38 protein-coding genes are annotated in these 23,872 nt (G+C 34.4%); 10 read left to right on the forward strand and 28 right to left on the reverse strand.

The features are described from left to right. Positions 1–6: 6 nt before the first annotated feature. From Z053_RS0101495 to Z053_RS31275, 8 genes are all read left to right on the forward strand, one after another. Positions 7–1,335 carry a hypothetical protein gene (locus Z053_RS0101495; protein WP_152538240.1) on the forward strand — a complete coding sequence of 443 codons (1,329 nt, stop codon included), beginning with the start codon at positions 7–9 and terminating at the stop codon, positions 1,333–1,335. Further along, positions 1,328–2,410: a hypothetical protein gene (locus tag Z053_RS0101500; protein WP_025663264.1), complete on the forward strand. Its 1,083-nt coding sequence runs from the start codon at positions 1,328–1,330 to the stop codon at positions 2,408–2,410. The genes Z053_RS0101495 and Z053_RS0101500 overlap by 8 nt, the downstream gene beginning before the upstream one ends. Positions 2,411–2,414: 4 nt before the next feature. Beyond that, entirely contained in the window at positions 2,415–3,470 is a 1,056-nt protein-coding gene (locus Z053_RS0101505) for an RHS repeat-associated core domain-containing protein (RefSeq protein WP_025663265.1), read from the forward strand. Between the two features lie 4 nt (positions 3,471–3,474). Further along, positions 3,475–3,924, forward strand: a complete 450-nt coding sequence (locus Z053_RS0101510) for a hypothetical protein (protein ID WP_152538241.1) — start codon at positions 3,475–3,477, stop codon at positions 3,922–3,924. Continuing rightward, entirely contained in the window at positions 3,921–4,169 is a 249-nt protein-coding gene (locus Z053_RS0101515; RefSeq protein WP_025663267.1) for a hypothetical protein, read from the forward strand. Before Z053_RS0101510 ends, Z053_RS0101515 begins: the two co-directional genes overlap by 4 nt. Before the next feature lie 274 nt (positions 4,170–4,443). Next, positions 4,444–5,385, forward strand: coding sequence for a M91 family zinc metallopeptidase (locus Z053_RS0101525; protein ID WP_035094596.1), 942 nt, complete (start codon positions 4,444–4,446; stop codon positions 5,383–5,385). A gap of 12 nt (positions 5,386–5,397) precedes the next feature. Further along, positions 5,398–5,964 carry a hypothetical protein gene (locus tag Z053_RS0101530; RefSeq protein ID WP_025663271.1) on the forward strand — a complete coding sequence of 189 codons (567 nt, stop codon included), beginning with the start codon at positions 5,398–5,400 and terminating at the stop codon, positions 5,962–5,964. Positions 5,965–6,038: 74 nt separating this feature from the next. Then, positions 6,039–6,185 carry a hypothetical protein gene (locus Z053_RS31275; protein WP_160170038.1) on the forward strand — a complete coding sequence of 49 codons (147 nt, stop codon included), beginning with the start codon at positions 6,039–6,041 and terminating at the stop codon, positions 6,183–6,185. A 43-nt stretch (positions 6,186–6,228) separates the two neighbouring features. On the opposite strand, the gene Z053_RS0101540 is transcribed toward Z053_RS31275, so the two are convergent. The 28 genes from Z053_RS0101540 to Z053_RS31290 form a co-directional block, all read right to left on the reverse strand. Continuing rightward, the gene (locus Z053_RS0101540) at positions 6,229–7,203 is read right to left on the reverse strand and encodes a hypothetical protein (RefSeq protein ID WP_025663272.1); all 975 of its coding nucleotides are present in this window, start codon (positions 7,201–7,203) and stop codon (positions 6,229–6,231) included. Beyond that, positions 7,200–7,694, reverse strand: coding sequence for a hypothetical protein (locus Z053_RS0101545; RefSeq protein WP_025663273.1), 495 nt, complete (start codon positions 7,692–7,694; stop codon positions 7,200–7,202). The genes Z053_RS0101540 and Z053_RS0101545 overlap by 4 nt, the downstream gene beginning before the upstream one ends. Positions 7,695–7,706: 12 nt before the next feature. Continuing rightward, positions 7,707–8,201 (reverse strand): D-Ala-D-Ala carboxypeptidase family metallohydrolase, encoded by a 495-nt coding sequence (locus Z053_RS0101550; RefSeq protein WP_241459800.1) that lies wholly within the window; start codon positions 8,199–8,201, stop codon positions 7,707–7,709. After that, complete coding sequence (locus Z053_RS31280) at positions 8,185–8,331, reverse strand: hypothetical protein (protein WP_160170039.1); 147 nt, start codon at positions 8,329–8,331, stop codon at positions 8,185–8,187. Before Z053_RS31280 ends, Z053_RS0101550 begins: the two co-directional genes overlap by 17 nt. Next, positions 8,328–8,648, reverse strand: coding sequence for a hypothetical protein (locus Z053_RS0101560; RefSeq protein ID WP_025663275.1), 321 nt, complete (start codon positions 8,646–8,648; stop codon positions 8,328–8,330). Before Z053_RS0101560 ends, Z053_RS31280 begins: the two co-directional genes overlap by 4 nt. A 7-nt stretch (positions 8,649–8,655) precedes the next feature. After that, complete coding sequence (locus tag Z053_RS0101565; protein ID WP_025663276.1) at positions 8,656–9,288, reverse strand: glycoside hydrolase family 73 protein; 633 nt, start codon at positions 9,286–9,288, stop codon at positions 8,656–8,658. Positions 9,289–9,298: 10 nt separating this feature from the next. Further along, positions 9,299–10,081: a hypothetical protein gene (locus Z053_RS0101570; protein WP_025663277.1), complete on the reverse strand. Its 783-nt coding sequence runs from the start codon at positions 10,079–10,081 to the stop codon at positions 9,299–9,301. Positions 10,082–10,087: 6 nt separating this feature from the next. Continuing rightward, on the reverse strand, positions 10,088–10,474 hold the full coding sequence (locus tag Z053_RS31285; RefSeq protein ID WP_206539199.1) for a hypothetical protein: 387 nt from the start codon (positions 10,472–10,474) through the stop codon (positions 10,088–10,090). Continuing rightward, a complete protein-coding gene (locus tag Z053_RS0101580) occupies positions 10,419–10,772 on the reverse strand; it encodes a hypothetical protein (RefSeq protein ID WP_025663279.1) in 354 nt (117 codons plus the stop codon). Before Z053_RS0101580 ends, Z053_RS31285 begins: the two co-directional genes overlap by 56 nt. Beyond that, complete coding sequence (locus Z053_RS0101585) at positions 10,769–11,113, reverse strand: hypothetical protein (RefSeq protein ID WP_025663280.1); 345 nt, start codon at positions 11,111–11,113, stop codon at positions 10,769–10,771. The genes Z053_RS0101580 and Z053_RS0101585 overlap by 4 nt, the downstream gene beginning before the upstream one ends. A gap of 11 nt (positions 11,114–11,124) precedes the next feature. After that, positions 11,125–11,364, reverse strand: a complete 240-nt coding sequence (locus Z053_RS0101590; RefSeq protein ID WP_025663281.1) for a hypothetical protein — start codon at positions 11,362–11,364, stop codon at positions 11,125–11,127. Between the two features lie 5 nt (positions 11,365–11,369). Beyond that, positions 11,370–11,801 carry a hypothetical protein gene (locus tag Z053_RS0101595; RefSeq protein ID WP_025663282.1) on the reverse strand — a complete coding sequence of 144 codons (432 nt, stop codon included), beginning with the start codon at positions 11,799–11,801 and terminating at the stop codon, positions 11,370–11,372. Beyond that, complete coding sequence (locus Z053_RS29745; protein ID WP_025663283.1) at positions 11,798–12,238, reverse strand: peptidoglycan-binding domain-containing protein; 441 nt, start codon at positions 12,236–12,238, stop codon at positions 11,798–11,800. Before Z053_RS29745 ends, Z053_RS0101595 begins: the two co-directional genes overlap by 4 nt. A gap of 37 nt (positions 12,239–12,275) precedes the next feature. Continuing rightward, positions 12,276–12,797 carry an LPXTG cell wall anchor domain-containing protein gene (locus Z053_RS0101605; protein ID WP_025663284.1) on the reverse strand — a complete coding sequence of 174 codons (522 nt, stop codon included), beginning with the start codon at positions 12,795–12,797 and terminating at the stop codon, positions 12,276–12,278. Positions 12,798–12,808: 11 nt separating this feature from the next. Next, on the reverse strand, positions 12,809–13,303 hold the full coding sequence (locus Z053_RS0101610; RefSeq protein ID WP_025663285.1) for a hypothetical protein: 495 nt from the start codon (positions 13,301–13,303) through the stop codon (positions 12,809–12,811). Beyond that, positions 13,300–13,758, reverse strand: coding sequence for a hypothetical protein (locus Z053_RS0101615; RefSeq protein ID WP_025663286.1), 459 nt, complete (start codon positions 13,756–13,758; stop codon positions 13,300–13,302). Before Z053_RS0101615 ends, Z053_RS0101610 begins: the two co-directional genes overlap by 4 nt. A gap of 11 nt (positions 13,759–13,769) precedes the next feature. After that, positions 13,770–13,958: a hypothetical protein gene (locus Z053_RS0101620; RefSeq protein ID WP_025663287.1), complete on the reverse strand. Its 189-nt coding sequence runs from the start codon at positions 13,956–13,958 to the stop codon at positions 13,770–13,772. 4 nt (positions 13,959–13,962) lie between these two features. After that, entirely contained in the window at positions 13,963–14,463 is a 501-nt protein-coding gene (locus tag Z053_RS0101625) for a hypothetical protein (protein WP_025663288.1), read from the reverse strand. A gap of 40 nt (positions 14,464–14,503) precedes the next feature. Next, positions 14,504–14,962 carry a TIGR02594 family protein gene (locus Z053_RS0101630; protein WP_025663289.1) on the reverse strand — a complete coding sequence of 153 codons (459 nt, stop codon included), beginning with the start codon at positions 14,960–14,962 and terminating at the stop codon, positions 14,504–14,506. Next, positions 14,959–16,692, reverse strand: coding sequence for a YncE family protein (locus Z053_RS0101635; RefSeq protein WP_025663290.1), 1,734 nt, complete (start codon positions 16,690–16,692; stop codon positions 14,959–14,961). Before Z053_RS0101635 ends, Z053_RS0101630 begins: the two co-directional genes overlap by 4 nt. Continuing rightward, entirely contained in the window at positions 16,689–17,444 is a 756-nt protein-coding gene (locus tag Z053_RS0101640; RefSeq protein ID WP_025663291.1) for a hypothetical protein, read from the reverse strand. The genes Z053_RS0101635 and Z053_RS0101640 overlap by 4 nt, the downstream gene beginning before the upstream one ends. Before the next feature lie 3 nt (positions 17,445–17,447). Beyond that, positions 17,448–17,966: a hypothetical protein gene (locus Z053_RS0101645; RefSeq protein WP_025663292.1), complete on the reverse strand. Its 519-nt coding sequence runs from the start codon at positions 17,964–17,966 to the stop codon at positions 17,448–17,450. A gap of 48 nt (positions 17,967–18,014) precedes the next feature. Beyond that, entirely contained in the window at positions 18,015–18,242 is a 228-nt protein-coding gene (locus tag Z053_RS0101650; RefSeq protein WP_025663293.1) for a hypothetical protein, read from the reverse strand. After that, a complete protein-coding gene (locus Z053_RS0101655) occupies positions 18,226–19,032 on the reverse strand; it encodes a hypothetical protein (RefSeq protein WP_025663294.1) in 807 nt (268 codons plus the stop codon). Before Z053_RS0101655 ends, Z053_RS0101650 begins: the two co-directional genes overlap by 17 nt. A gap of 26 nt (positions 19,033–19,058) precedes the next feature. After that, positions 19,059–19,832 carry a hypothetical protein gene (locus tag Z053_RS0101660; RefSeq protein WP_025663295.1) on the reverse strand — a complete coding sequence of 258 codons (774 nt, stop codon included), beginning with the start codon at positions 19,830–19,832 and terminating at the stop codon, positions 19,059–19,061. Positions 19,833–19,851: 19 nt separating this feature from the next. Then, entirely contained in the window at positions 19,852–20,514 is a 663-nt protein-coding gene (locus Z053_RS0101665; protein ID WP_051475973.1) for a hypothetical protein, read from the reverse strand. A 100-nt stretch (positions 20,515–20,614) separates the two neighbouring features. After that, a complete protein-coding gene (locus Z053_RS0101670) occupies positions 20,615–21,517 on the reverse strand; it encodes a hypothetical protein (RefSeq protein WP_025663297.1) in 903 nt (300 codons plus the stop codon). A gap of 107 nt (positions 21,518–21,624) precedes the next feature. After that, positions 21,625–21,795, reverse strand: coding sequence for a hypothetical protein (locus tag Z053_RS31290; RefSeq protein WP_160170041.1), 171 nt, complete (start codon positions 21,793–21,795; stop codon positions 21,625–21,627). Between the two features lie 361 nt (positions 21,796–22,156). Between Z053_RS31290 and Z053_RS0101680 the strand changes: the two genes are divergently transcribed. Both Z053_RS0101680 and Z053_RS0101685 read left to right on the forward strand, forming a co-directional pair. Further along, on the forward strand, positions 22,157–23,224 hold the full coding sequence (locus Z053_RS0101680) for a phosphoribosyltransferase-like protein (protein WP_025663299.1): 1,068 nt from the start codon (positions 22,157–22,159) through the stop codon (positions 23,222–23,224). Positions 23,225–23,245: 21 nt separating this feature from the next. Then, positions 23,246–23,866, forward strand: coding sequence for an NADAR family protein (locus Z053_RS0101685; RefSeq protein WP_025663300.1), 621 nt, complete (start codon positions 23,246–23,248; stop codon positions 23,864–23,866). Positions 23,867–23,872: the final 6 nt, after the last annotated feature.

Genomic DNA, 23,872 nt, shown 5'->3' on the forward strand with positions numbered 1-23,872 from the left:
CTAAAATTGAACACAATATTCCCTATTTTACTACTTGGGGTATTCCCTTTATTGAATGCCCAGGTACTTCCCGATTTGACGCCAAAAACACCAAGTACAAATCAGTTCACTAATTATTCCAAGAATAATTACGGAAGCCCTGTCAATTCCGCATTACACACTACTAATCAAAAGGTAAGGAATCAACTTTTAATTGCAGAAGTTGAAAGAAATATGCAGGAACAGAAGTTGAGAGAAAAACAAGCACAAACATTAATTAATGATGCCCTAGATTCTTTCTCTAAAAACTATAGTCTACCTTCTTATGGCAACAAAGTAGGAGCTAGTTACTACAGGAGAGCGTTTGAAAAACTTCAAAACATGTCAAGCTCTGACTTTTCCATAAAAAAAGCAATATTCACTATTGAAAATGCATTTTATGAGGAAACAAACAGTTATGATGAATTTGATACTACTATTAAACAAACAGGAGATTTTCTTAGAGAAAAAATGACCGAACTTGGGTATGATTCTCAAAGTAATTTGGCAAAGATTTTTTTGCTTTTTCAATTTTTCTCAGATACCCTCCAGATAAGATCCAAGAACGTAAAACATCTTCCTTTGACCTATGATTTTAATGATTATATGGGCAAAGATGATTGGAGTAAAATGTTTGTAAAAAAACTACTCGAAACTGGCAAAGGGCAATGTAATTCACTACCACAATTATATTTAATACTGGCAGAAGAAATTGGCGCAGAAGCTAACTTAGCTCTTTCTCCAAATCACTCATATATTAAATTTCAAGATGATCAAAAATGGAAGTGGTATAATGTTGAACTTACTAATGGGATGCTAACAACAGATGCATTTATACTTCAATCAGGATATGTAAAAGCCGAAGCTTTACAGAATAAAATTTATATGCACCCACTTTCTAAAAAACAACTACAATCACACCTTACTATGAATTTGGCTTTAGGCTATATTCAAAAATTTGGATATGATGAGTTTGTTAATGAAATGATTTCAAATGCATTAACGCTCGACCCATCAAATGCTCAAGCATATCAGGTAAAATCTAACTACGCCACTATCAAGGTCAAATATGCTTTGGATAAACTTGGTATAGGTAAAGAAAATTTTGATGAAATCAAAAAACACCCTATGGCAATTCAACTGTACAAAAATATGATCGCTCAATATAAAATAGTTGATAAGTTAGGGCATCAAGAAATGCCACCTGATGAATATCAAAGATGGTTAGCTTCTGTAAAAGAAGAAAGTAACAAACAACAAAACATTGAACTTAAAACTAAACTCAACACCAAAATACTGTTAAACAATAATGATTAAAAAAAAACTATTTATACTGGTATTATTTCTAAGTATATCGCTTTGGTCGCAAGATCAAAATAAGCTATACAAAGACACTTTAGAGCAATTAAATTGTATGCTCAAAGATTCTTGTCAGTTAAGCTTTAAAAAGGCTGTTATAAGTGTTGAAAATGCTTATTACAATAATAGATTAGATACTATTGGTTTCAATTTTGAAATAAATAGACTCTCTTCTTTTACTAAATCTATGGTCGACCACATCAAATTAAAATATCAGGGGCGTGATAGTCTAAAAGTTAAAAAATATGCTGCTTTATTTTCTGTAGTAATAGATACAATACCTATAGCTGACAAAGATGGAGTTATGTATGAATACATCCCTTATACTTATGATTTCGAAGACATTTGGGGATTAAAAAATTGGGATTTTATGTTTGTCTCCAAATTACTAGAAACTGGTAAAGGGAACTGCCATTCTTTACCATATTTATATAAAATTCTTGCAGAAGAAATAGGTGCAGATGCTCATTTAGCAATAGCTCCTAATCATATCTATGTTAAACACCAAAATGAAATAGATGGTTGGTATAATACCGAGTTAACATCTGGTATTTTTCCCAATGACGCTTGGTTGATGGCTTCTGGATATATCCATCTGGATGCCATAACAAACAAAATGTATATGGAAGCTTTAACTGACAAACAAAGTGTTTCTATGTGCATAATTGATTTAGCTCAGGGATATAATAAAATATTTCCCGACAATAATGGAGAGTTCGTAATGAGAGCTTGTCAAATAGCCTTGCAATATTATCCCCATTATATAAATGGTAGAATTCTACAAGCAGAAACAAAAAAGAAGATTTTTGAAAAGGAAGTAAAAAAGGATTTCGATGTTTTTACAAAAGAAGTATCTGAGGATGATTATTTGAGATTACAATTCCTAGAGATTCAACATGAATATGTTTCAATTCACGAATCAGGTTATCGTAGAATGCCAGAAAAAATGTACCTAGATTGGCTTACTTCTTTAAAAAAAGAACGAAAAAAATATGAAAATAAAAAAATAACTAACCCTGAAAAATCCAATTAGTAAAATGAAAAAAAGTTATATTATATTGCTAGTACTTATGTGTACAAGTATACTAGCAGCTCAAAATCCTTTTGAAAAATTTGGGTATACTCCAAAGATAGGAACACTAACCAAAGGTAAATTTATTGAGCATTTCGATAATGATAGTATTGTACAAATTGGAACGGTATTACTTAATGTTCATTCCAAATCTATTGTTGGATTTGAAATGAGAACAGTAACATTGTCAGAAGCAACTTTAGAACCTTCAATTTCTAGTCGTTGGATGAACCCTGACCCTTTAGCAGAAGGTATGCGGAGGTTTTCACCATATAATTATGCTTGGGACAATCCTATAAATGTTATTGATCCAGACGGAGCGTGGGGAATTTTTGTGAATGAAGCAGGTCGGCAAATTGGGGATGACGGCATAGATGACGACAAGGTTTATGTTGTTAAAACGTCGAAAAGTAGCGTTGATGGAAATAATAATATGGCAGGTATTTCAAAAAAAGAAGCTAAAGCAACAGAAAAATTCATAAAAGAAAATAGTGGAAACACGGCAGCTTTCCAAGAAAACAATATTGCATATGTCAATAGTGTAGAAATCGAAGGAAATGAAGGTATAAGACAAACAATGGTTGATATTGTCAACCAAGATAGCGGATCAGGAGGAACTTCGGACGCAAATAATAGAGAATATGGAGGTACAATTTCACATGATGGAGTTGTCACAGAATCTCCTCCTGGCGCTGTTTCTGACCCGACGGTAGAAGGTGGATATGCATCAATAGTTCATGAAATTTCGAATGCAATTAAGTCTACTTTTCACAGCCATCCTAGCGGTACAGCACAGACTGGTTCGGGTGTGCAATCTAGATCAACAACAAGTTCTGTAGGATCAGTTGGAGGTAGTGTAAAAACTAGCAGATTTCATCAAGGTCCTTCTAACCCTGATATAGAAGATTCTAATAGAACAAACTACACCTTTGGTAGAGGTGATAAAAGAGTATATATTTATAATGGCAGTGGGGTAATAGCAACACTTCCACAGAAAAGATTTGTTAGACCAAAAAGATAAAAAAATGAAGAATTTTGTATTAATATTAACCTTATTATTTAGCTTCTCTTGTTTTTCCCAAAAAGAGGATTATATTGACTTAAAAGCATTTTATTCTACCGCTATAAAAAACAAAATTGACTATACAAAAAAGAAAGACCACTATTATTTTTTTACGGATGATTCAATGAATAACTACTTACCTGAAAACATCGACGGGCATAAAGTTAATTATATCAATATCTACCATAAAAAAAACAAGAAACTACTAAAAAAAGGCATCTTTGTTTTTAAAATTTCACCTATCCGAATAAAAGGAAATCGGATATTGATATATATAACTGATTTTGGAATATCCCGAAGAAACAAAAAACATTACGACTTTGCTAATGCAGGAGGAAGTATAACAACTTTTGAGTATTCGTGTACCACGAATAAATGGGAGTTTATAGGAACAAAACATCATGGCATATGAAAAATATAACCTCTATGGGAGTATTAATTCTCTTTACAGTAAGTTGTAAAACTTCAAAAATAGGTAATAGTATTCCGTATTTAATTCCTGACAAAGTAGAAAATATGCTTTACGACCAGATAAAAGATGAATCCGACTATGATTACTCCTTCTACCTAATCCACAAAGATAAAGACACTTACAGAATAATAATTTTAAGCGATAACAAAAAAACAATACATCAACTGATAGTTTCGACTATATAAAGAAATCAAATAGAAAGGTATATATCAATGATAAGTTCTACCCCTTGGTATTTGAGTCTGATTATGTTTTTGGTACGGATCTGAGAAAAACTAAATTAGAAACACTTTCTAAAAGAAATGAAAAGTTAAATAAGTATCAAACAGACCGAACATTTAATGAAAATGATCTGTTCAGTGTTAGTAGAATATGGATGATAGCCGAAGGATACTCAGTCACTTTTGATAAGAAAGGGAACATAATTAAAGAATGAATTAAAAAACTAAATCCATCACAATGAAAAAAAAATATCTTTACTTCATATTTCTTATGTATTTTGGAATTATAAATGCCCAAAATCCTTTTGAAAAATTTGGGTATGAGCCAAAAATAGGAACGCTAAGTAAAGGGAAGTACATCGAGCATTTTGATAATGACAGTATTGTTCAAATTGGGACTATTTTGTTGAATACAAGATCAAAACAAATTGTCGGTTTTGTTGAAGAAACTGTAACCTACTCCGAATCAACTTTAGAGCCTTCAATATCTAGTCGTTGGATGAATCCTGATCCGCTTTCGGATGAATTTCCAGATAAAAGCCCATATAATTTTGTGAATAACAATCCGATTCGTTACATCGATCCTTTAGGGCTATCACCCTTTGATGTTATCATCGAGGGAGAACAAGCATTTCGGGATGAAGCCTTTGCTAATTTACAATCCCTAACGGATAGTCAATTAAGTATGGACGAAAATGGTAAAGTGACCATTGTTGAGTCAGGTTGCAATAGTGGCTGTGAGGAAGGACAGAATTTGGTTGATGGATTAATCGAAAATGATGCTGTAGTGACAATAACAAAATCTGCCGACGGGCAAAATAGAACAGAAGAACAGGAAAATGGTAATTCTAAAATTGAAATTAATTTAGATAAAACTACAGGTGGTGTTGATATTGATGGGAATAAAAATAGACCATCTGAAATAGGATTAGCTCACGAGCTTGGTCATTCTAAAATTTTTGCTAATAGAACAGATGATTTATCAGAATCAAATTATGTAAACCCATACGAGGACAACCCAAATGATGGTGTTTGGTATGCTCCCAATACTTATGCTCCATTGGATAAAACAGAAGCTAGAGTAAGGTCTAAAATTGAAAATCCTATAAGGAGAGAGAGGGGTTTTAAACCAAGAAAAATGGTACGAAAAAGTAAGTTTGATTACAAAAAGAAATTTTAAAATAATCGAGATATGAAAAACATAATTATTTTGGCAACTATACTATCTATTGTTAGTTGCGGTAAAACTAAAACAAACTATTCCTTTCATATCGAAGAATTAATTTCTTCAATTATCGTAAAAGATAATGAGTGCAATGCAACTTTGACGAAAAATCATCCTATCGATCCAAACGATATTAGAACTTATAACTTTTTAGATGGTATTTCATATAGGATTGCTAATGAGCTTACATTAGAAAAGGGCTATGAAAGAGCAATCCTAATAAGAACTTATGAATCTGGTGAAACGATTCATATAAACTCATATAGTATTCTAATTTTTGCAAATGGTGATACTTTAATTTCAAAACATATCATTGGTAAACCCCTAACGGAGACTAGCAGAACTATTAAAGGGTTTAAAGTAAAGAAATTTTATGAGTTTTTAAATAAAGAAGGATTACCTAACAAAAAAGATAGAAACTATATTACCGTAATCGATTTTAATAAAAGGGAATCTTGTAACTGTAGTACTTATGGAAAAGTATCATATCGAAATTTTGAAAAATTTACAGGTTTTAATTCTCTCGAAATGTAAACCAAAAAGAAAACAATATTTTTTCACATCAATTGGAGAAATAATATTTATTAGTCGTTATAAATTTTAATAAAATGAGAAAAATAAAATTAGTGATTATGGTTATCATCACAAGTTGTTTATTAGCAATAATGATTGCGAGTGTAACTACTCCTCCTAACAAGGATGACAATCTACCAATAGGAGCTACAAATGTAGATTATGATGAAGATTACGATTAAAAACTAATCTCTATTCTTAAAGCATTAGTAAGTAATTGAATAATCACCCTATTTTAAAAGCACTTAAAAACATTTCAGGATTACCTACCGCTGACCAGTAAGGCATCAAAACAGGATCATTTGCAGGACAATTAGAAATCCATTGATGAACGAATTGGACTTGCATATCAAAATTATCCGCACGAACCTCAATTATAGTAATACGTGTTCCGTTAATACCGGATCTATGAAATTCAACTTTATAGAACTTACCTTTTTGAAATGTAATTGATTTACCTATATTTTGATTCCAATTACTCTCTTTTCCTCCACCATAAAATTGACTACAAGCTCCATTAACATAGAATAATTGTATTTCTCCACTGTAAATGCCATTATCTAAATCATTGACATCAATGTTTGATCCACCAATTCCCAACAAACTTAAACCAGATGTTCCTGTTGTAGTAAATATAAATGAGAACCTAAGTTCATCATTGCGTAACCAGGTATTTCTCTTAAACTTTATTCCCCTATCGAATGGATTACCATCAGTGTTGACTATAGTTGACAAACCTTTATTCCTATCCTGTTTTAATGTAATACCTTTGGTTACTTCAATATTCAAAGTACTAATGGGTGTTTTCCTTAAATCTACCCATTCTGGATCTAGTATTCTAATAACTGTTATTGGAGAAGTTGAACCCAAACCATTATTATTCACGGATATAGGAAACTTCCCTTGTGTGCTTCCAGAAGTGATTACCACATCAAGCCTTGTTGGGTTAATAAATCTTACTTGCCTTATTCTAAAATCTTCTCCTAGTAAAACCACTTTAGATCGTGGGTCAAAATGATATCCCTTTAACGTAACAGTATGTGTCGTATTGGTCGCAAATTGACCTCTTAGTACTTCTTCTACAAATGGAGATAAATGTAACCCTACTTCATCGGATGGGTCTGGATTCACTATTATTGTAGTCTCAGTATGAGCAGAACTACTACTCCTTACGAATCGTTGTGTTCTAATTGTTCTCATATTCTTCCTCTTTGGATGTTTTGAGCAGTTGAGTAATATTGTATTCGCAATACTTGAATATTATTGCGAACTATGCCTATAACCAAAAATTTCAACAAGTTTTCAGTTCCCACCAATTCAAAAATATCATTGTTCCCTAACCCAAAACCTGAGTTCAAAGTAGGGGCAGTCCCATTTTCTTTAAATCGAATCACTAAGGATGCCATCGTTGTTGTACCTTCTGCTTTAGAAGTTCTAGTTACCGTTGGATTTGTAATCGATGCATCTCCTTCTATCATAATGGTTGCGGATACAGCTTCTCTAGGAACATTAAGAGATGTAGGTCTATTATATCCAACCTCTAAATCCTGATACCCTCCTCTTTCTTCAGAAATAGGAACTAACCCTACTTCTTTTGCATTGATCAACACTAGTTCTTCTAAATAATTCAGGATTGATGCTGTATTATTTCTATGAGGATATACCTGTTTTTGTATTCTATCTCTAAACATATTTCTCAACTATTATACAAATGGGTTTATAGGGGGCTTTGTTCCTGAAGGATATCCCCACGCTACATATTGTTTTTTGGACTTGTCATTATCAAGGTGTACAAATGTTTTACCAACACCTATACGTTTGAAGCCAACTAATTTTGCTGCAATTACTATTTTATTCCTAATAGACTTTGTAGGGGTTTTAATATCAGCAGCTTGGCATTTAGGTATTTTATGGGATGAGTTAGAAACTCCACCTACTTTTCTATTCCAATAAGCTGATCTAGCACCAGAATTAATCATATTAAAAATAGGCAGGTTTGTTACTTTGGTTAACTTCTGTAGCATTTTGATAAATTCCTTATCCATACATCTACCAGATCCCTGAATGTCCGGACTATCAAATTTAGATAGATCAACTTTAGGTTTTGATTTTAATCGCATTACAGTAATAGCCCCTATAATTACTATAGAAGCTGCCCCTAAACCAAACCATATATGTGTCTTATCCTTTGCCACCACAATTACAATGTTTTTTCCCTTTTACTTTTTGATTCCTATCATAAATTGCCATTCCAATTCTTACCATATTAACAATTAGAAAAGCTCCAAAAATGACATTCATATAAGTATTTCCTTTATCTGCTCTCATTTCTTCGTGTTTTGATATTTCCTTAATTTATGCTCCAATTGTTCCGTATAGACTTCAAGATCATTAATCCGTTCACGTTGTTTAACAATAATCTCTTTCATCTCCTTATTATCTTTCTCCAATTCGTCTATTCGTTCCTCCATCTTATCCGACCATTGAATCCAGTTCCCAATTACTTTATCATCAGCTTCCGCATTTAGGTTTCGTATTTCAGCTTTCTTTAATTTCTTTTTAACTCCATATTGTAACAAGGCTTCTATTACTTTCCAAAATGCGCTTGCTCCAATAACAATACCTGCTAATTTTAAATATTCCATACGCTTACTATTTTGTATTACTCTTTACCACTGCAATTATTATTGTTATGACGCTTATCCCCATAATTGCCATTGGTAGTATGATATTCTTTTGTCTTTTATCTAATTTCTTTAGGACGATCACTTGCTCAATCTCCTTCATTATCTTTTTGATCTTACTAGCATAGTTAGGATCTGTAGCGTACCCTGCCTTCGCTACTTCTTCAGCAAAACGATATGGATCTTTTCTATGCTGCATTGCATATCTATATCGCCTATTTTTAAAAAGCAATCCTGCCCAATCTAAAAAGGAGAAGAAAGGACTTGGATATGCTCTAAAAACATCTTTAATTCTATATTTCCATCTACCACTTGAGGTTTGAATTGGGTATCCTGGATAAATAAATGGAAAGCTTCGGTTTGGGCTGGAACTATACTCGGTAGTAGTAATTAGTTGACTGTCGCCCTTTGACCAACCACCATAATTTTTACCAGATCCTTTCTTAATACCAAACATCATATTTCCTTTTGCCGAGCGTCCCCAACCAGATTCTAAAGCGCTTTGTGCTAACCCAAATAAAATAGGCACTCCTGATTTCTCGGAAGCCTTCTTTGCATAGGGGTAATAGCGTATTACAAACTGTTCTTTTCTAGTGGACATATAAAGTTTCTTATGGGGTATTAAATACGGGAATTGTTGCAAACTCTAGTGGTATTTTCGCAACATAGGAAGGAAAATGAATGGATACTTCATCTAAATCTGAAGTAAATTCACCTGTGATTACTAAAATACCAAATCCACTTAACTGGCAAAAAAATGAGTTTCCTTCAGAAGATTGAACCGTCCATGCAATCACTCCTCCAACATCTGCAGGTGTTGGCATTTTTAAAACCGTACCACCACTTGCAGTACCTCCTAGTTGTCCTGCACCACCGACTCTACGTAATCGGATATTTTGAGGAATGACTAGATTCCCGTTAATCACTGCGTATTTATTCCGATTACTTATATAGAAAACATCATCAGAATTGATGTTTTCATCCAGAATAGAAAAGACTACTTGACTATTTTGACTAATACCTGTTTCCAATGGAATTCCAGTAAGTACTTGAAAACAATTGCCGTCAAATACTAGTTTATATATAAGTGCGGTTTTTAAATCTCCTGCTATGATAGGTATTAATGACACTCCATTAAATTTCTTTAAGGGAATAGCTCCTTGATTGTCTATATTCAAGGTAGCATTATCAGTATTACTGTTATGAAAAACCACCTCTACTGACAAGCCCGCTTTATACGATTTCGTCAATTTTGGGTTTAAGCTTAATTCATACACATTTTCATTTGCTCCTGTGGTATTTCCAAAACCTCCTAGATTATTTTCTTGCGGTAAATTACTATCTCCGCTTACATTGTCTAATGTTAAATCACTTTGATATCCTGCTATTTCCATATCGCTTTAATTACTGATTACTAATGTTCCCAAGGCTACTAAACTGATCCCTAACAGAATCTTATGTAACTTCCCTCTCTTAACTTTTTTCTTTTCTCGTGCTAATCTTTCTTCTAATAGTAAAATGGTTTTATCATTGTTCTGTTCGACCATCGAATAATTCTTCAACTTATCTGACTGAAAAGAAATAATGCTATCCTTCTTTTGGGTGAGTAATTGAAATCTTTGATTTGTTAAAGACAAATTATGAACTAGAGAATCATTGTATTTCCCTAATTCCAATAACTTGGCAATCTCACGTGATTGTGCAATTGTAAAACAATAGTGTTTCTTATTTTCAATCTGTTGTACCTTTGGTACTAAATCTTGTGAAATACTGATATAACTCATCATCAGTAAAATCATCAATGGCACTAACTTTTTCATTTTTTCTAACTATTAGTTTCTCTATTACTTGCTGATCTTTAATTACGAGTGCAATTAAACTATCCGTCATCAATTCCATTTCCGCTATTTCTTTATCCAAAAGATCATTATTTTCCTTCAAAACAATGTTTTCCCGTTTCAACTCTTCAATCTCTATTTTTTGAATTTGATCTATCACACTTTCTTCTTCAGGAAGAACAAGAAAAAAAGTAATGACTACCCCTATAACTATGACAAGAGGTAGTATCCATTTATAATATTTCATAAAAGATCTTCATTAGAGGTATCAACCTTTTTCTTTGGAAGGAACTTATCAAAAGCAAACTCAAACAAAAACTTGTGAAATCCTGTTGCAAAGATGAATGACACGGGAATCCATAATAATTGTGACAGTTCACAGTCTCTTACGAAAAAATAGATAACTCCATATACCAATCCTATGATTGCTACCTGAACTCTATTTTTAAGTCTAATATCTGTACCATTGCCTATAAATTCAGGTAGTTTATAGTACTTTATCGCCTGAGTAATTAGGATAAAGGAGAAGATATACACCCAATCGAGGGCATTTAAAAATTCCGAATATTTTTCCATAACTATTTCCATAACTTTTAGATTTAAAGGGTTTGTTTAATGTTTATAATTTCTTTTTCGATAGCTGCCAACTGCGTATTCGGCAATACATTCTTGACTACATTCGCAACCACAATTATTGCTACTCCAGATAAGAGCAATCCCATAATGATTTTTAACAAGGTTTGATTGGTAAGGGTAATAGTTACTTCTGTTTTAAGCCCATCCTTGTCCACTAATGCATCCAGAATATTTCCGAAGTTTCTTTTTTTTCTTCTTTCCATTAGAATTATGCTTTTATGAGTTCGTGAATTGGTGTTCCCATTTGATGTTTATCATAAGTTACCTTATCAACACCTTCTTTTTTGAAAATCTTTTTAACCAGTTGCTCCGTCTGTTCATCGAACACTTTTGTAATTACACCTTTCCAACCGTGATGTCTAAGTAACCATATTTGTAATCGTTCTACTTCTTTCCCTGTACTACCTTTGGTCAATAACCAAGGTTTTTTAGTAGTAACCTCTGGAGCTATCTTCTCCATTTCCTGTCTTTTTATTAAGCAAGGCTCATCTTGCTTTATTTCTTTTTTAGTAGCTTCTAAACTTGGTTCTATAGGGTGTGAAACCATCTTAGGATTTCTTATTTTATTCTTAACAAGGTATACGGCTATAATGCCGATACTAATTCCTACTCCTGCAATAATCCAATCGTTTTTAATCATCTCTTAATCGTTTTTAAAGCTGTTCGCATTCCATTAATATCTTGTTTGGTAAAAAATGCTTTTTGCAAATACTTCTTTGCTGCCTTGTTTGTCTTATTTCCGTACATTCCATCTATTCCAATACTGTCCTTGTGGATTTTAGTGATATAGGACTGTAGTACCTTCACATCTCTATGACACGTTCCGTATTCTAATGGATACGCACTACTTACACATCGAAACCGTTTCACTTTTACAGGTGTATCCACTGTATCCACATCTCCATTTGTAATATCTCCAGAGGATAGAAACAATTCTGTTTCCTTTTCCTTCCTTTTTTTGTAATACCAGTATCCAACTCCTCCTAATAGCAAAGCAGTAAAACCAATACCTATCCAAATTTTCCCATCTCCTTCACCTGATTTAGTTCCTTTTGATTTTTTAGTTGCTACTCCCATATAATTCTGTTTTTAATACTTTTTTATAATAAACTGCCTATGTTAGTAACCTGTAGTTTGGTAGTCTACGAACGGGATCATGGACTAGTTTTTTCATTTCACTATCGCTTAGAAAACCTCTTAAATATTGCCACATATCTTTCTTATGATTAAAATAAAATGCCTTTGACAAACTTGCTACTTGCGTTTTATCTTGTAATCTTTTAAACACATTTTCTACAGCTTCCTCATCGTCATTAAAGCGTCCTTTTGCTCTTTTTAATTCAAGGGCATATTTACTGGCAGTACTTGTTGAAAGTTCCTTAATACGCTTCCTTCCCAACCATTTTTTCACATCTTTGATATAATTCATATCAAAAGGGTTTTTCCAGTTAGGTTCTTCTACTGGTGTGGCACTTCCCCCTCTTATCACTTTTACAGGTTTTCCTGAGTTACTAATTGTAGAAAAAGAAATTTCTTTTGATTTTTTTCTACGTTTAATAAAAAAGTAAGCTCCTACACCCAATCCAGCGATTCCGACACCTCCGATAGTCCACCACATTGTTTTTGTCATTTTCATTGCTTTAATTTTTATAATTTTCTATACTTCGGTAATCTTGAAATGATGCTCAAAACTGTCTTAATTTCATCTTTATCAAAACGATCTTTTAATTGGTCACTGAGTGACATCTTATAAGTACTCAAGTATGCTTTTGCCACTTGTGATACCTGTACCTTATCCTTTAGATTTCTAAATACTGCATATACATTTTCTTCCGCATCTCCCCCTCGATACCAAGGTTTAAATGCTTTATGGATCTCATTTGCATACCGCGTTGTTGTGGATTTCTTCAGAACTACGACATTTCCGCTAACTTTGTTCAATACCCGTCCCACATACTTTGCATCCAGAGCTTCTTCGCTCATTAAACCTTTGCTCACAGGATTCAGCATTTTACCTAACTTTAGTAATAGGGTATTGGCAACTTTATCACGTTTTCGATTTCGTAAAGTGACATAGGTAGTACCAACTAATATTAGTCCTACTGTTCCTGCTGCGATTTGTAACCCAATTACTTTTTTCATTTATTCAAAAATTTTATTCCAGCTCCTAAAGATTTACCCATTGGGGTAATACTAGCTATATCCGTTACATCTGCCTTTTTTGCCGTATTCCATAATACCATACCTATCATTACTAGCACCAACGTCAATGTTACTGGAAGGGCTACGGATGCAACTTTAGATAAGTTTTTTCCAAGCCCCATAAAATTGCTCCCAATTTGGGATGCATCTGCAATCGCTCTAGTAGCTGCACTTGAAACATCTATTTTATTCTTGCGTAGCCATTCATTGAACTTACCGTTTGTTGTACAACTAGATGCCCCGTTTGTTTTCCAAGTCACTAGCCAGATTGTCCTTGCGTTATTTGTACCCAAGTCAGCCTTGAGACTGTTGAAATAGCCTACCCATATTTCGCAGGGATCTCCAGACTCAGGAATCAGAAATGATTTGTTTTGTATGTTTACTTCAACGGGCATACTATTTTTCTTTATCTTTTAAATATCGTATTGGACTGTTCTTTGATTTCTCTTTTGGATAACCCCAAATCTTCCAAAGTGGCTATGATTCTTCTTTTGATTTGAGCTTCTTTACGATGTGCTTCTTTTTTATCACGATTGATATAGATATACCGACCAATAAGAAACCCTACGCCCAATGTGATTATGGTATTTTTCATCTACCTACTTTTTAACCTTTTTAAATATGTTTTTCTCGTCAATCCCAATTTCTTCTAACCAAATAGAAACCTCAAAGCCCGGATTATCTTCTCCTTTTTTAGCAGGAGCTTCGTTAAATCCAAGTATTTGAATGCTTGGAAATTTTAAGATGTAGAACTTAACAATCGTCTCTAATGTGGTCAATTGATCTTTTGTACGTGTGTCCTTCCCTTTAGTTTCTTTTTCTGTTCTCCCACCGACATATCCAATATGTTTACATATACCGTATATTCCTTTTTTCCCTTCAGAGATTCCCCATAGATCTACAGCTGTAGGATTATCTTCTGAAATCAAAGTTTCCATTGCTCCATCAGGTTGAATCAAATAATCAAGCCCTGGTCTTTTCCACCCAAACCCACCTTGTCGAACATCAGTAGTATGTAATTCAATAATGTCTGATTTTGTTACAGGTGTTCCTTCTCCTGATTCTGTGCTTTGAATGATTAAATAATCTACTTTTTTCATCTTTTAAATTTTTAATGTTATTACGAGTTCAACACCTGTATTATGCTGCATCTATAATTGGCTTGAAATTGCTTTTTACAATGGATCGAAATCCAAGAAATCGATAGGTTGGATATCTTTTAATACATACTTGGTTGTTCTGGTTGCCACCTAATACATAGATGTATTTTTTATCCTCGCTATAGCCGATAAAGAAACCAACGTGTCCTCTCCAATCACTTTTTTTTACTCTCCAAAAGACAACAACATCTCCTTTTTTTGGAGTAGTTACTTTAGTTCCTACCCTTAACCAAGAGCGTGCGTCTAGTTTTCCGCTTCTATAATACCCTGCTTTCATAGCCACCCAATTTGCAAAGGTGGAACACCAAGCGGTTTCGTCTGTAATCACCCATTTATGACCGATTTCCTTAAAATATTGGAGAATGCGAGAATTGTGGTTTCTACCTACAACCTCTGTAATTCCGTATTCTGCCAACGCTATATCTAATACATTGTTCATACCTTGCTGTTTTTCTGATTAAGTACTGCATGTTCTAAAATGTTTTCTGTTTCAAATTGTTTGTAATAAGTTAGTATGGTGATGGTTTGTTTTCCTGCTATTTTAAATACCCATCCATTTTTACCATCGATGATCGCCCCTTTCATTTCAAATACTTCGGCTACATTCCCAAAGTTTTGAGGATTATGATAACTGGAAAAGGAGATGGGCTTTACCTGTGTAGTTCCTGTCACGCTTTCTTCTTCTAGTTTTAAGACTTTAAAGCGCTGCGTTCCAGACAAAATAAATTTGACGTGTTGTACAATGGCAGGGTTGAAGGTAAAATCTTCCCGTTTTGCATAATATCCTTCATTAATAAGTATCACATTACTCTCCCTGCTATACGAAATCAGTGTAACTACACCCGTTGTGCTATCACTACTAAAAATCATACCTGTAGTACTGTCAATCCCCATTGATGTCCCTACCGTACCTAATGATAGTGTATCGATTACGGTATCGGTATCAATTATGGAATAGGTGTTATCTGCTCGATTTCCGACATACAAAAGACCGTTATTTGGATTGTATAGAATACGATACGGAGCTGCTCCAACTGGAATTGCTGTACTTGGTATATTCGTATCCAAATCGATAGGGATAACCGTACTCTCTCCAGAGGAAACCACATATAACTGATTATTCTTAGGGTTGTATCCAGCCGTAGTAAGTTCATTTCCTATATTCTCTATAGTAGCAGATACTTGATTATTGGCATCGATACTTGATATACTATTTGCTCCTGAATTGATAACATATACTTGACCGTTATCTGGTCGAATAGCAACACTTTTAGGAGCTTTACCCACTGCGATTGTTGTCAGTATTGTTTCGGTTATAGAATCAATAACACTAACGGTATCGTCCCCAATATTAGTTACATAAACATTCGAATTAAAAGCATTGAAAGTAATTCCAATGGGGCGTTTCCCTACTGGAATAGTAGTTGTAACTTCTAATTGCTGATTAATCACCGTTACGGTGTCACCTATAACATTCGCCACGTAGACCTTTCCAAAGTTTGGGGAACTAGGTTGGCTATTCACGGTCAGGTCTACGGGCGATGCCCCATAGGGGCTGCTACCATTAGCAGTTATAGGAATCAGGGAAATAACAATTCCGTCACTATTCAATACACTAATATTATGGGATAATTGATTGGCTATATAGGTGAATCCATTATAAGGGTTCACTACTATTCCTTGTGGATAAATACCTGTACTTCCATTCGCACTTGCTATGATCGTTCTAAAAATATGATCTGCAATGTCTCCTGGTAATGCAGGAGAAATAGGTGGTTTTTTATTGCCAGCCCATAAACGAACTTCACGCTCTATATCAGAGGTATTCGTTAGGGTTAGTTGTGTGGTTTCATAGTTTTGCTGTAATTTTTTATAAAAAGTTGCATTGTTGAGATTTACATTGGCTTTGCCCAATACTTTAAAGGGATTTTTAGGCTGTCTTTTATAATATGGATAATCTGTTTTGATAAAAGAATCATACGGATCTATACCTTCCAAAGCTTCCTGAAATGCATCTTCTTCATTCTCCTTTTTTGGAATAGCATTTGCCCCACCTTTTATAGGTGCTTCTATTAGACTTGACCTCTTACGGTTTCTCCCAAGCATTGCCCATAATGCAGCAATACCGATCCCAGTCATTATAAATGCTATTTCCGTGCTTTTCTTCATTGTGTTAATACATATCCGTCTATAAATTCAACTATTTCTTTTGTTCGTTTCACTTGTATTTCACCCACTAATTCGGGATATTGACTAAAAATTTTTGTAGCAGCGTACACCGCTTCTATTTTTGGAAAGCCAAAGTCTAAATAATGCCGAATCCCGCATAAATCCGCTGTAGTCTCACTACGGGTATTTAAAAACCAATGACATCCTTCATGAGATAGTATAGCTACCCGTACTGGAATCGTATATGTTTTAAACAATCGTTGCGATATCTGTACCCTTGGCATCTTACGATGTATTCTTGCCGGTGTAATCAGTTCTTTTCCAAATTCATTAGTAATTGCGGGTAAGTATTGAAACAAAAACTCATTATTTGGACTATCATAAAATCCTGAAGGGACATGCCCTGCCTTTTGAGCAAACTGGATGGCAAAATCCATAAATCGCTGTTGCTCTGGTGTTGCCCAAAATTGTGGATCTCCCATCATAACCACTTTAAAATCCACAATCTTAATCCCTAAATCATCTCCCGTATTTTTATCATACACTTCTAGTTCCAATTCTTCTGGCGTGACTGGCAATGGAATTTTAATACATCTTTTTTGTCCTTTTGTCAAAAAAGCTTTTCTACGGAAATAATGTGTATTGGGTACGGTTGGGTCATACACCTTAAAACCAACATGCATTGCCTTTTTTACCTTGATGGTAACTGCCAAAGTGAAACGTTTTCTATTGGATGGAATAGGTATAAGCATCTATCAGTTTTGTTTAATGTGTACGTACTTGCCTTTTTGACTTTGGTAGATCGCTAGCCCCACAATGGATAACATAACCACGACACCTCCAATAATTAAAATAGTGTTGGTATTATCTTTTTTTTGAGGAGCTGAAATAGTACTTTTATTATCTCCGCCATATATTTTTTGATCTCCTATATCTACTCTAAAATCAGAAGGAGTATTCCCCACTTGTTCAGGATATGTATTGTGTATTGGAGTTGGAACGGGTTTACTAATAATAGTATCAATTGCCCCTCCAATGGCAGCTCCTCCGCCTAAGTCTTTGTACACATCTCCTAACTTCGATAAAAACCCTTCTTTATCCTGTTTTCTTAGGATACGGTCTGATCTTCGTTTAGCTCTACGTTTAGCTCGCCTAGCTTTTCTGGCAGCCCTTCTTTTCGCTCGTTTTTCTTTATTTCCAAAAAACAAGAAATCATCATAGACATCATCGTCTATATGATCTGCTAATAACATTTCTGTTTCTCCTGCTATCATAGCTATTTTTTTAGATTGAATTCTATATTTTTATCTTCTCAGTCACCCTTACAACACGTATAATACACGTAATGTCGAGTCTTGTGGATCAAATGGGATTACACCGTATGGTTTACCTACAAATGGATACCCTTTCGCTTTGCCCGCAGCGAGTTCAACATTATTTACCATAACTGGTGTTTGTCCTACATTTTTTACCGAAGCGTATAAAACTCCCAAAGGAATTTCCCCTGCTTCTGTAAAATCTTGCTCTGTTATGTTAGCTAATACGTCCATTTGCTTCGGATTTCGTTTTAAGTTTATATGCTACAATACCAACAACAACAACACTTAGTGCTGCTATTCCAATAATGTTCTTTATTGTCCGTTTCTGTTTGTCCTTTTGCTCTTTTGCATTCTTGGCTTCGCTTTTTCCTTTGGACACTTCTCTTCCTTCTTTGCTCATATCTTCATCCATTAATGACATATCTTCCATAATTGGTAATTCCTCCTCCAAAGGTGGAATGTTCACTTTTGGTATTCTTCTAGGCATTACCCTTGGTTTACGCTTTCCATATCTTCTCTTGTATGGAATAACAATATCCCTAGATACTTTTGGTTTTTTTCTCTTATAAGGCTTGCTAGTAAATACTGGAGGTTTTCCCTTCAGTAATGGATTACCTGGCATTATGGGTCGCCCCCTTCTGATACTGTAAGGAAAACCACGACCTTTTTTTATACCTTTCAAATCCCGATGCATAGGATTGCCGAATGGTACTGGTGGCAATCGAAAGGGTTTTTTATTCGTCCTTGGTTTGGTGACTAAGGTATTTCTAATAGGTCGGCGCATTGGTTTTGCATACCTTCTATGCACCGTTCTCACTGGGCGAATTCTACGCCTTCTCCTACCGATACCTATAGCACGTAACACTCTATTTTTAGGGTGTTTTCTTATCAACCTACCTAACCTTCTTCGGTTCTTTTTTTTACGAAGTTTATGCCTAATTACATGATGCAGAAAAGGATCATATTCGGCAGTTTCTATATCACTCTCAAAATCATTTAATTCTATGGGATAATCGATCATAATTGCTGTGTTTTATTATCCTTAGTTTACCTATTGGATATGGGTTGTGGTGGCACATAAGGCATCATAGGTTTTTGACTATTTGATTTAGCCATAAAAATGCCTGCTATTAACAATAGTCCAACACCTCCGCCTACCATTAGCATCATATTGGATTTCTTCTTTGACTCTGCTTCCTTCTTACTTTTTGCTTCATCTTCCCTTCTTCTACGTTCTGCTTCTTCTCTTCTTCTACGTTCGGCGGCTGCGGCTGCGGCTGCCTGTCTTCTTCTAGCTTCTGCTTGCTCCCTTCTTCGTTGCGCTTCCATTGCTTGCATTTTCATCTGAAAATCCCTTCGAACTCTTGCTGCTTGTGCATCTGCTTGTCGTTTTGCAGCAGCAGCACGAGAAGCTGCCAGTGCAGCAGCATTTCCTCCTCCGCTTCGTCTTCGTCGTCGCCTTTTCTTTCCAAATAATCCTCCGATAATACCCACAGCTCCTTTAGCTAATGCACCCCAGAACTCATCTTCATCCTCATCTCCATCATAAGAACTATACTTACTCCTATCTAATGCAAGCATTTCCTTTCCTCGAAATTGAATATGAACAGTTAGTAAATTGCTCAAATCTTCTTGGAATTTTTCATTGGTAGATTTTAATACTTCGACCACTTCATCTGCTAATTCTTTTTTAGTAGGTTTTTCTTCAAACCTCACACCGTACTTCATTAGCAGGGTCATCACAGGTTTCGGTTTGGTCAATATCAAATGACTTATCAAATTGATAGTGTCATTATATTGTTGTCGCATATTCTGTTTCATCTCTTGTCTTTCTTTAAAATTATGTTGCCAATTGCCCTTTGACCGTAGTCGTACCCACTAAATACCCAGCGATAAATACCAATCCTAAAAGAACCAACTCATCTTTCCCAAGCATAGATGCTTTTTGTGGTGTTGGATTAGTAGGTGCTGAGATCGTAGGTGTTTTTTCCTTATCCGTAAGTTTTCGTTGTCTTACCTCATTCCATACCATCTGAACTTCTGATGCTAATTTTTGATCTTCAGGGTTCGCATTTGATTTCTTAACAATACGATCATAATAGCTTTTCACTTCCTTATCAGATGCATCCGAAAACTGATCTAAAAAACTATCTTCGTCTCCTGATCCATTATAATTGGAATGCCCACAAGCCCCACAAAAGTTATCTTCACTATTGTAACTATCATTGCTACAAGAGTTACAAGGCTTCTTCTTTTCTTTGGGGTTTAATGCTAGGATCGCTTTCTTATCGGGGTGTATCTTCAGTAATTCAGTAATGATGGATTTACCTTCTTTTTTAATCAACTCTTTAGTAGCTCGAACTAAAGTATGGAGACTCTTAGGAGCTTCATATCCACAATCATAGATGATCTTGCGAACGGGCTCAGGATTACTAAATACGATATAGTCTATACTATTCTGCGCTAAACCCTTCTTAATTTTCTTTCCTTTTGATGTTTTCATAAGCATTTCATTTGTCTGTTAAAAAGAACAGCCAAAGCCTTGGGAATATTCCTATCGCTTTGGCTGAATCACTTTATTTAGTTGTACTGCTTATAGCTAACTATCTCCGTCTACGTAATGCAGACATTGGATATCTTCGTCTTGGTCTATATCTACGTATCGGTCTTCTACGAAAACGTCTACGTCTTCTAGGACGCATACCAAAGGCTGTCTGTCTCTTTCTTCTACGGATTAAGTCAATCTGAGGTAAACCTGTGGTTCTTGGCACGCTGGATAACTCCGCTACATTATGTCCTTTTAAAAGGTTACCCATATTTGCTCTTGCCTTGATTGTAAAGGTGAATACTGCCGTAGTCTCTGGATTTACCGTTACACGTAAAGAATCCTGACCTGTTACATTTAACTCAAAATTGTCATCATCAATTAATTGTTGGGTGAAATTTTGAGGTGAGGTTGCATTACGAGGTTGATATACACGAATGGTATTCGATCCTGTAGCCGTCCTTTTGGTAAGCTTCAACACGTTGTCAAATTGTAAAGGGTTCGAAACCGAATACTTCATCCCTGAAATCTTAAACGGATTTGCCTTTGATTCTTCTTTTACTTCGTTATGACTACTTTCCTCAACATCTACCGTAACCCCTGTAGGTTGTGCTGCATTTTCATTTCCTCCGAAAACAATTGCTTCGGCTGCGTCACCTGAAGTATTTTTAACTACTACGGTAAGGGTTCGGTCATTCGGGTCAATCTTTCCGATCGAGGTGTGGGTATAGTCGTCATAGCTATCATCTTCATAACCATCATAGTCATCATAACCATCTTCCTCATATTCCTCATCATAATCATCATAGCCATCTTCATTTCCTTCAAATCCAGAATCGAAGTCATCTTCACCATCCTCATCGTCATAATCATCATACCCTTCCATATCTCCTCCTTCAAAATCATCATAACGATCTTCCGCATCGTCCTGATATCTCATTAATTCATCATTGTAACTCATTTTCTTTGATTTTTTATCCCGCTTAAAGCGTGACGTTTAACTTGTTTAGCGCCTCAAATCCTTTCAATCGTCATAACTAAAACCGCTCTGCGATCCTCTCTAAAGGGTTATGCTTTTTTACTGGCGATTTGAGATTTCTTTGCTGCTGCTAGTTTTTTTTGCTTTTTCTCAACCCATTTTGGACCTAAATAAAATGTTCCAAGTGCTGTAAAAGCTATTGCGGATACCACGATAACTGCTCCAATAGCTCCGTAGTCCAAATCTTTTTCGTTTGCCATTTCTCTATTTATTTTACGTGAATATTTGGCGATGGTTTCTAAACCGTTGACTGCTAAATTCAGGAGGTATTTTGGAAAAAACACGCAACTTTTTTGCTACGCGTTTTCAAAAAAATGAAGAATATGGAACTGATGGGGTGCCCCGAAGGGCGTGGCGTAGTAAAACTTTTTTATAGCCAAATGCAATCTCCCTTTTATTTCACATATTATCTTATGTGAATAACAAATTGATCTTACAATTTTTCGTTTTAAATTTGTACTATGCTTTCTTGAAAAATGAATAAGAATTAATCATTTTTGTTATTATGAAGAGATTTATTGTCTATAAAAATTAATCTAATTAAAATTACTCCATCTTAGAATGATTGAATTTGCTGAACAGATATATAAAATATTAAAAGATTATCAATGCGATTATGAGAATAGAAAATTTGAAATTAATGTTGAGCATATCATAAAATGGGCGAGCCAATTTGATGATGATGCAGAATTTGTACTTTCTGAATTACTTCATTTCCTACCAGGCGTTTATATTTCCAAAGAGAAAGCCAAATCTTTTTTACGTGAAAGGTTATTGGAAATTCAAGAGTTTTATAACTATAAAACTATGAATGAGCTTGTGTTAAATACTCATTTTTTTGATGTACAAAAAAAATATAAGAGTCAATCAGAAATATTGAATATTGTTGATGAAATTCTGCAAACAGAATATATGATAAATTATAAAGATCATGTAGATAAACCTAAAACAAACTTTATATATTTTGATGATCTTTTAGCAACTGGAGGTACGGTATATGGCGATTTAAGTAATTGGTTAGCATCTAAAGATGAGGATGATATAGAGAATTACAAATCTATTCTAAACAAGTCCAAAACTCTGGCTGTTAGCTTATTTTGTTATCATCAATTGGGCTTTGGCAATATGGAATATCGATTAATGAAACAATTTGATGATAAGATTCGGAATAGATTAATCATTGGTCATAATTATAAAATTGAAAATCAAGTTAAATGGTCAGAACAAAAACTAAATTGTATGTACCCCACAAAGGAACAATCAACTAGTTCTTTAGAATATTTAGCAAAGCTTGAAATTCCTTATGAAAACAAAAGTGTTTCAGCTTTCAGGCCTTCTAATATGCCAAAAGAAGAAACTTTTTTCAGTAATGCAGATAACCGAATCAGACTTGAAAATATATTTTTAGAAAAAGGTATAGAACTATTAAATAAAGTTCAAAAAGATAGTCCTGATACAAGAAAACGACCTTTAGGAGATACGGTTCGTTCTCATAAAACATTTGGTACAGGAACATTATTTTTTACGTGGAGAAACATTTCTAATACTTGTCCATTAGTCTTTTGGTGGGATGTGCCTGGACACAACTGGATACCGCTTTTTTGTTTAAAGAACAGAGGTATGTATTAATTTTTTTTTATATTGTAAAAAATGAAAATTTCAGAAAGAGTATATAAAAAAAATAAAGTAATAGTATTTAAAAACACTAAAACTAAGTTTGGTGGACTTTCTAATATGGCTGGCGGTTACTCTATAAGGGTAAATGACGTTATTATCCCTTCTGCAGAAGCTCTTTATCAAGCCTGCCGTTATCCATTATTTCCTGCTGTACAAAAAGAGATTATAGAACAGAATAGTCCTATGACTGCTAAAATGATTAGTAGGAAATATTTGAATTATACCAGACAAGATTGGGAAGAAGTGAAATACTCTATAATGTATTGGGTTTTAAAAGTTAAGCTTTCTCAAAATTTTGATAAGTTTTCTCAAGTATTAAAAGAAACTGAAAACCAAGCCATTGTAGAACTTTCTAATAAAGATAAAGATTGGGCAGCGGTAGAAGTTGAAAAAAATCAACTTATTGGTAAAAATGCATTAGGTCGTTTATTAATGCAACTTAGAGAAGAATTCATTTTTAATAATAATAGTATTGAATGTGTTCAACCTATTGGCATAACAGGTTTTTTACTTTATGGCTCTCAAATTGAAGCTGCTTGTAACCCCATCACAGAGTTTGAAAAAAATATGCTTTTTGACTTAGATTACGCTTAAATTCTG

The sequence above is a fragment of the Aquimarina megaterium XH134 genome (assembly GCF_000520975.1).
Taxonomy (GTDB): Bacteria; Bacteroidota; Bacteroidia; order Flavobacteriales; family Flavobacteriaceae; genus Aquimarina; species Aquimarina megaterium.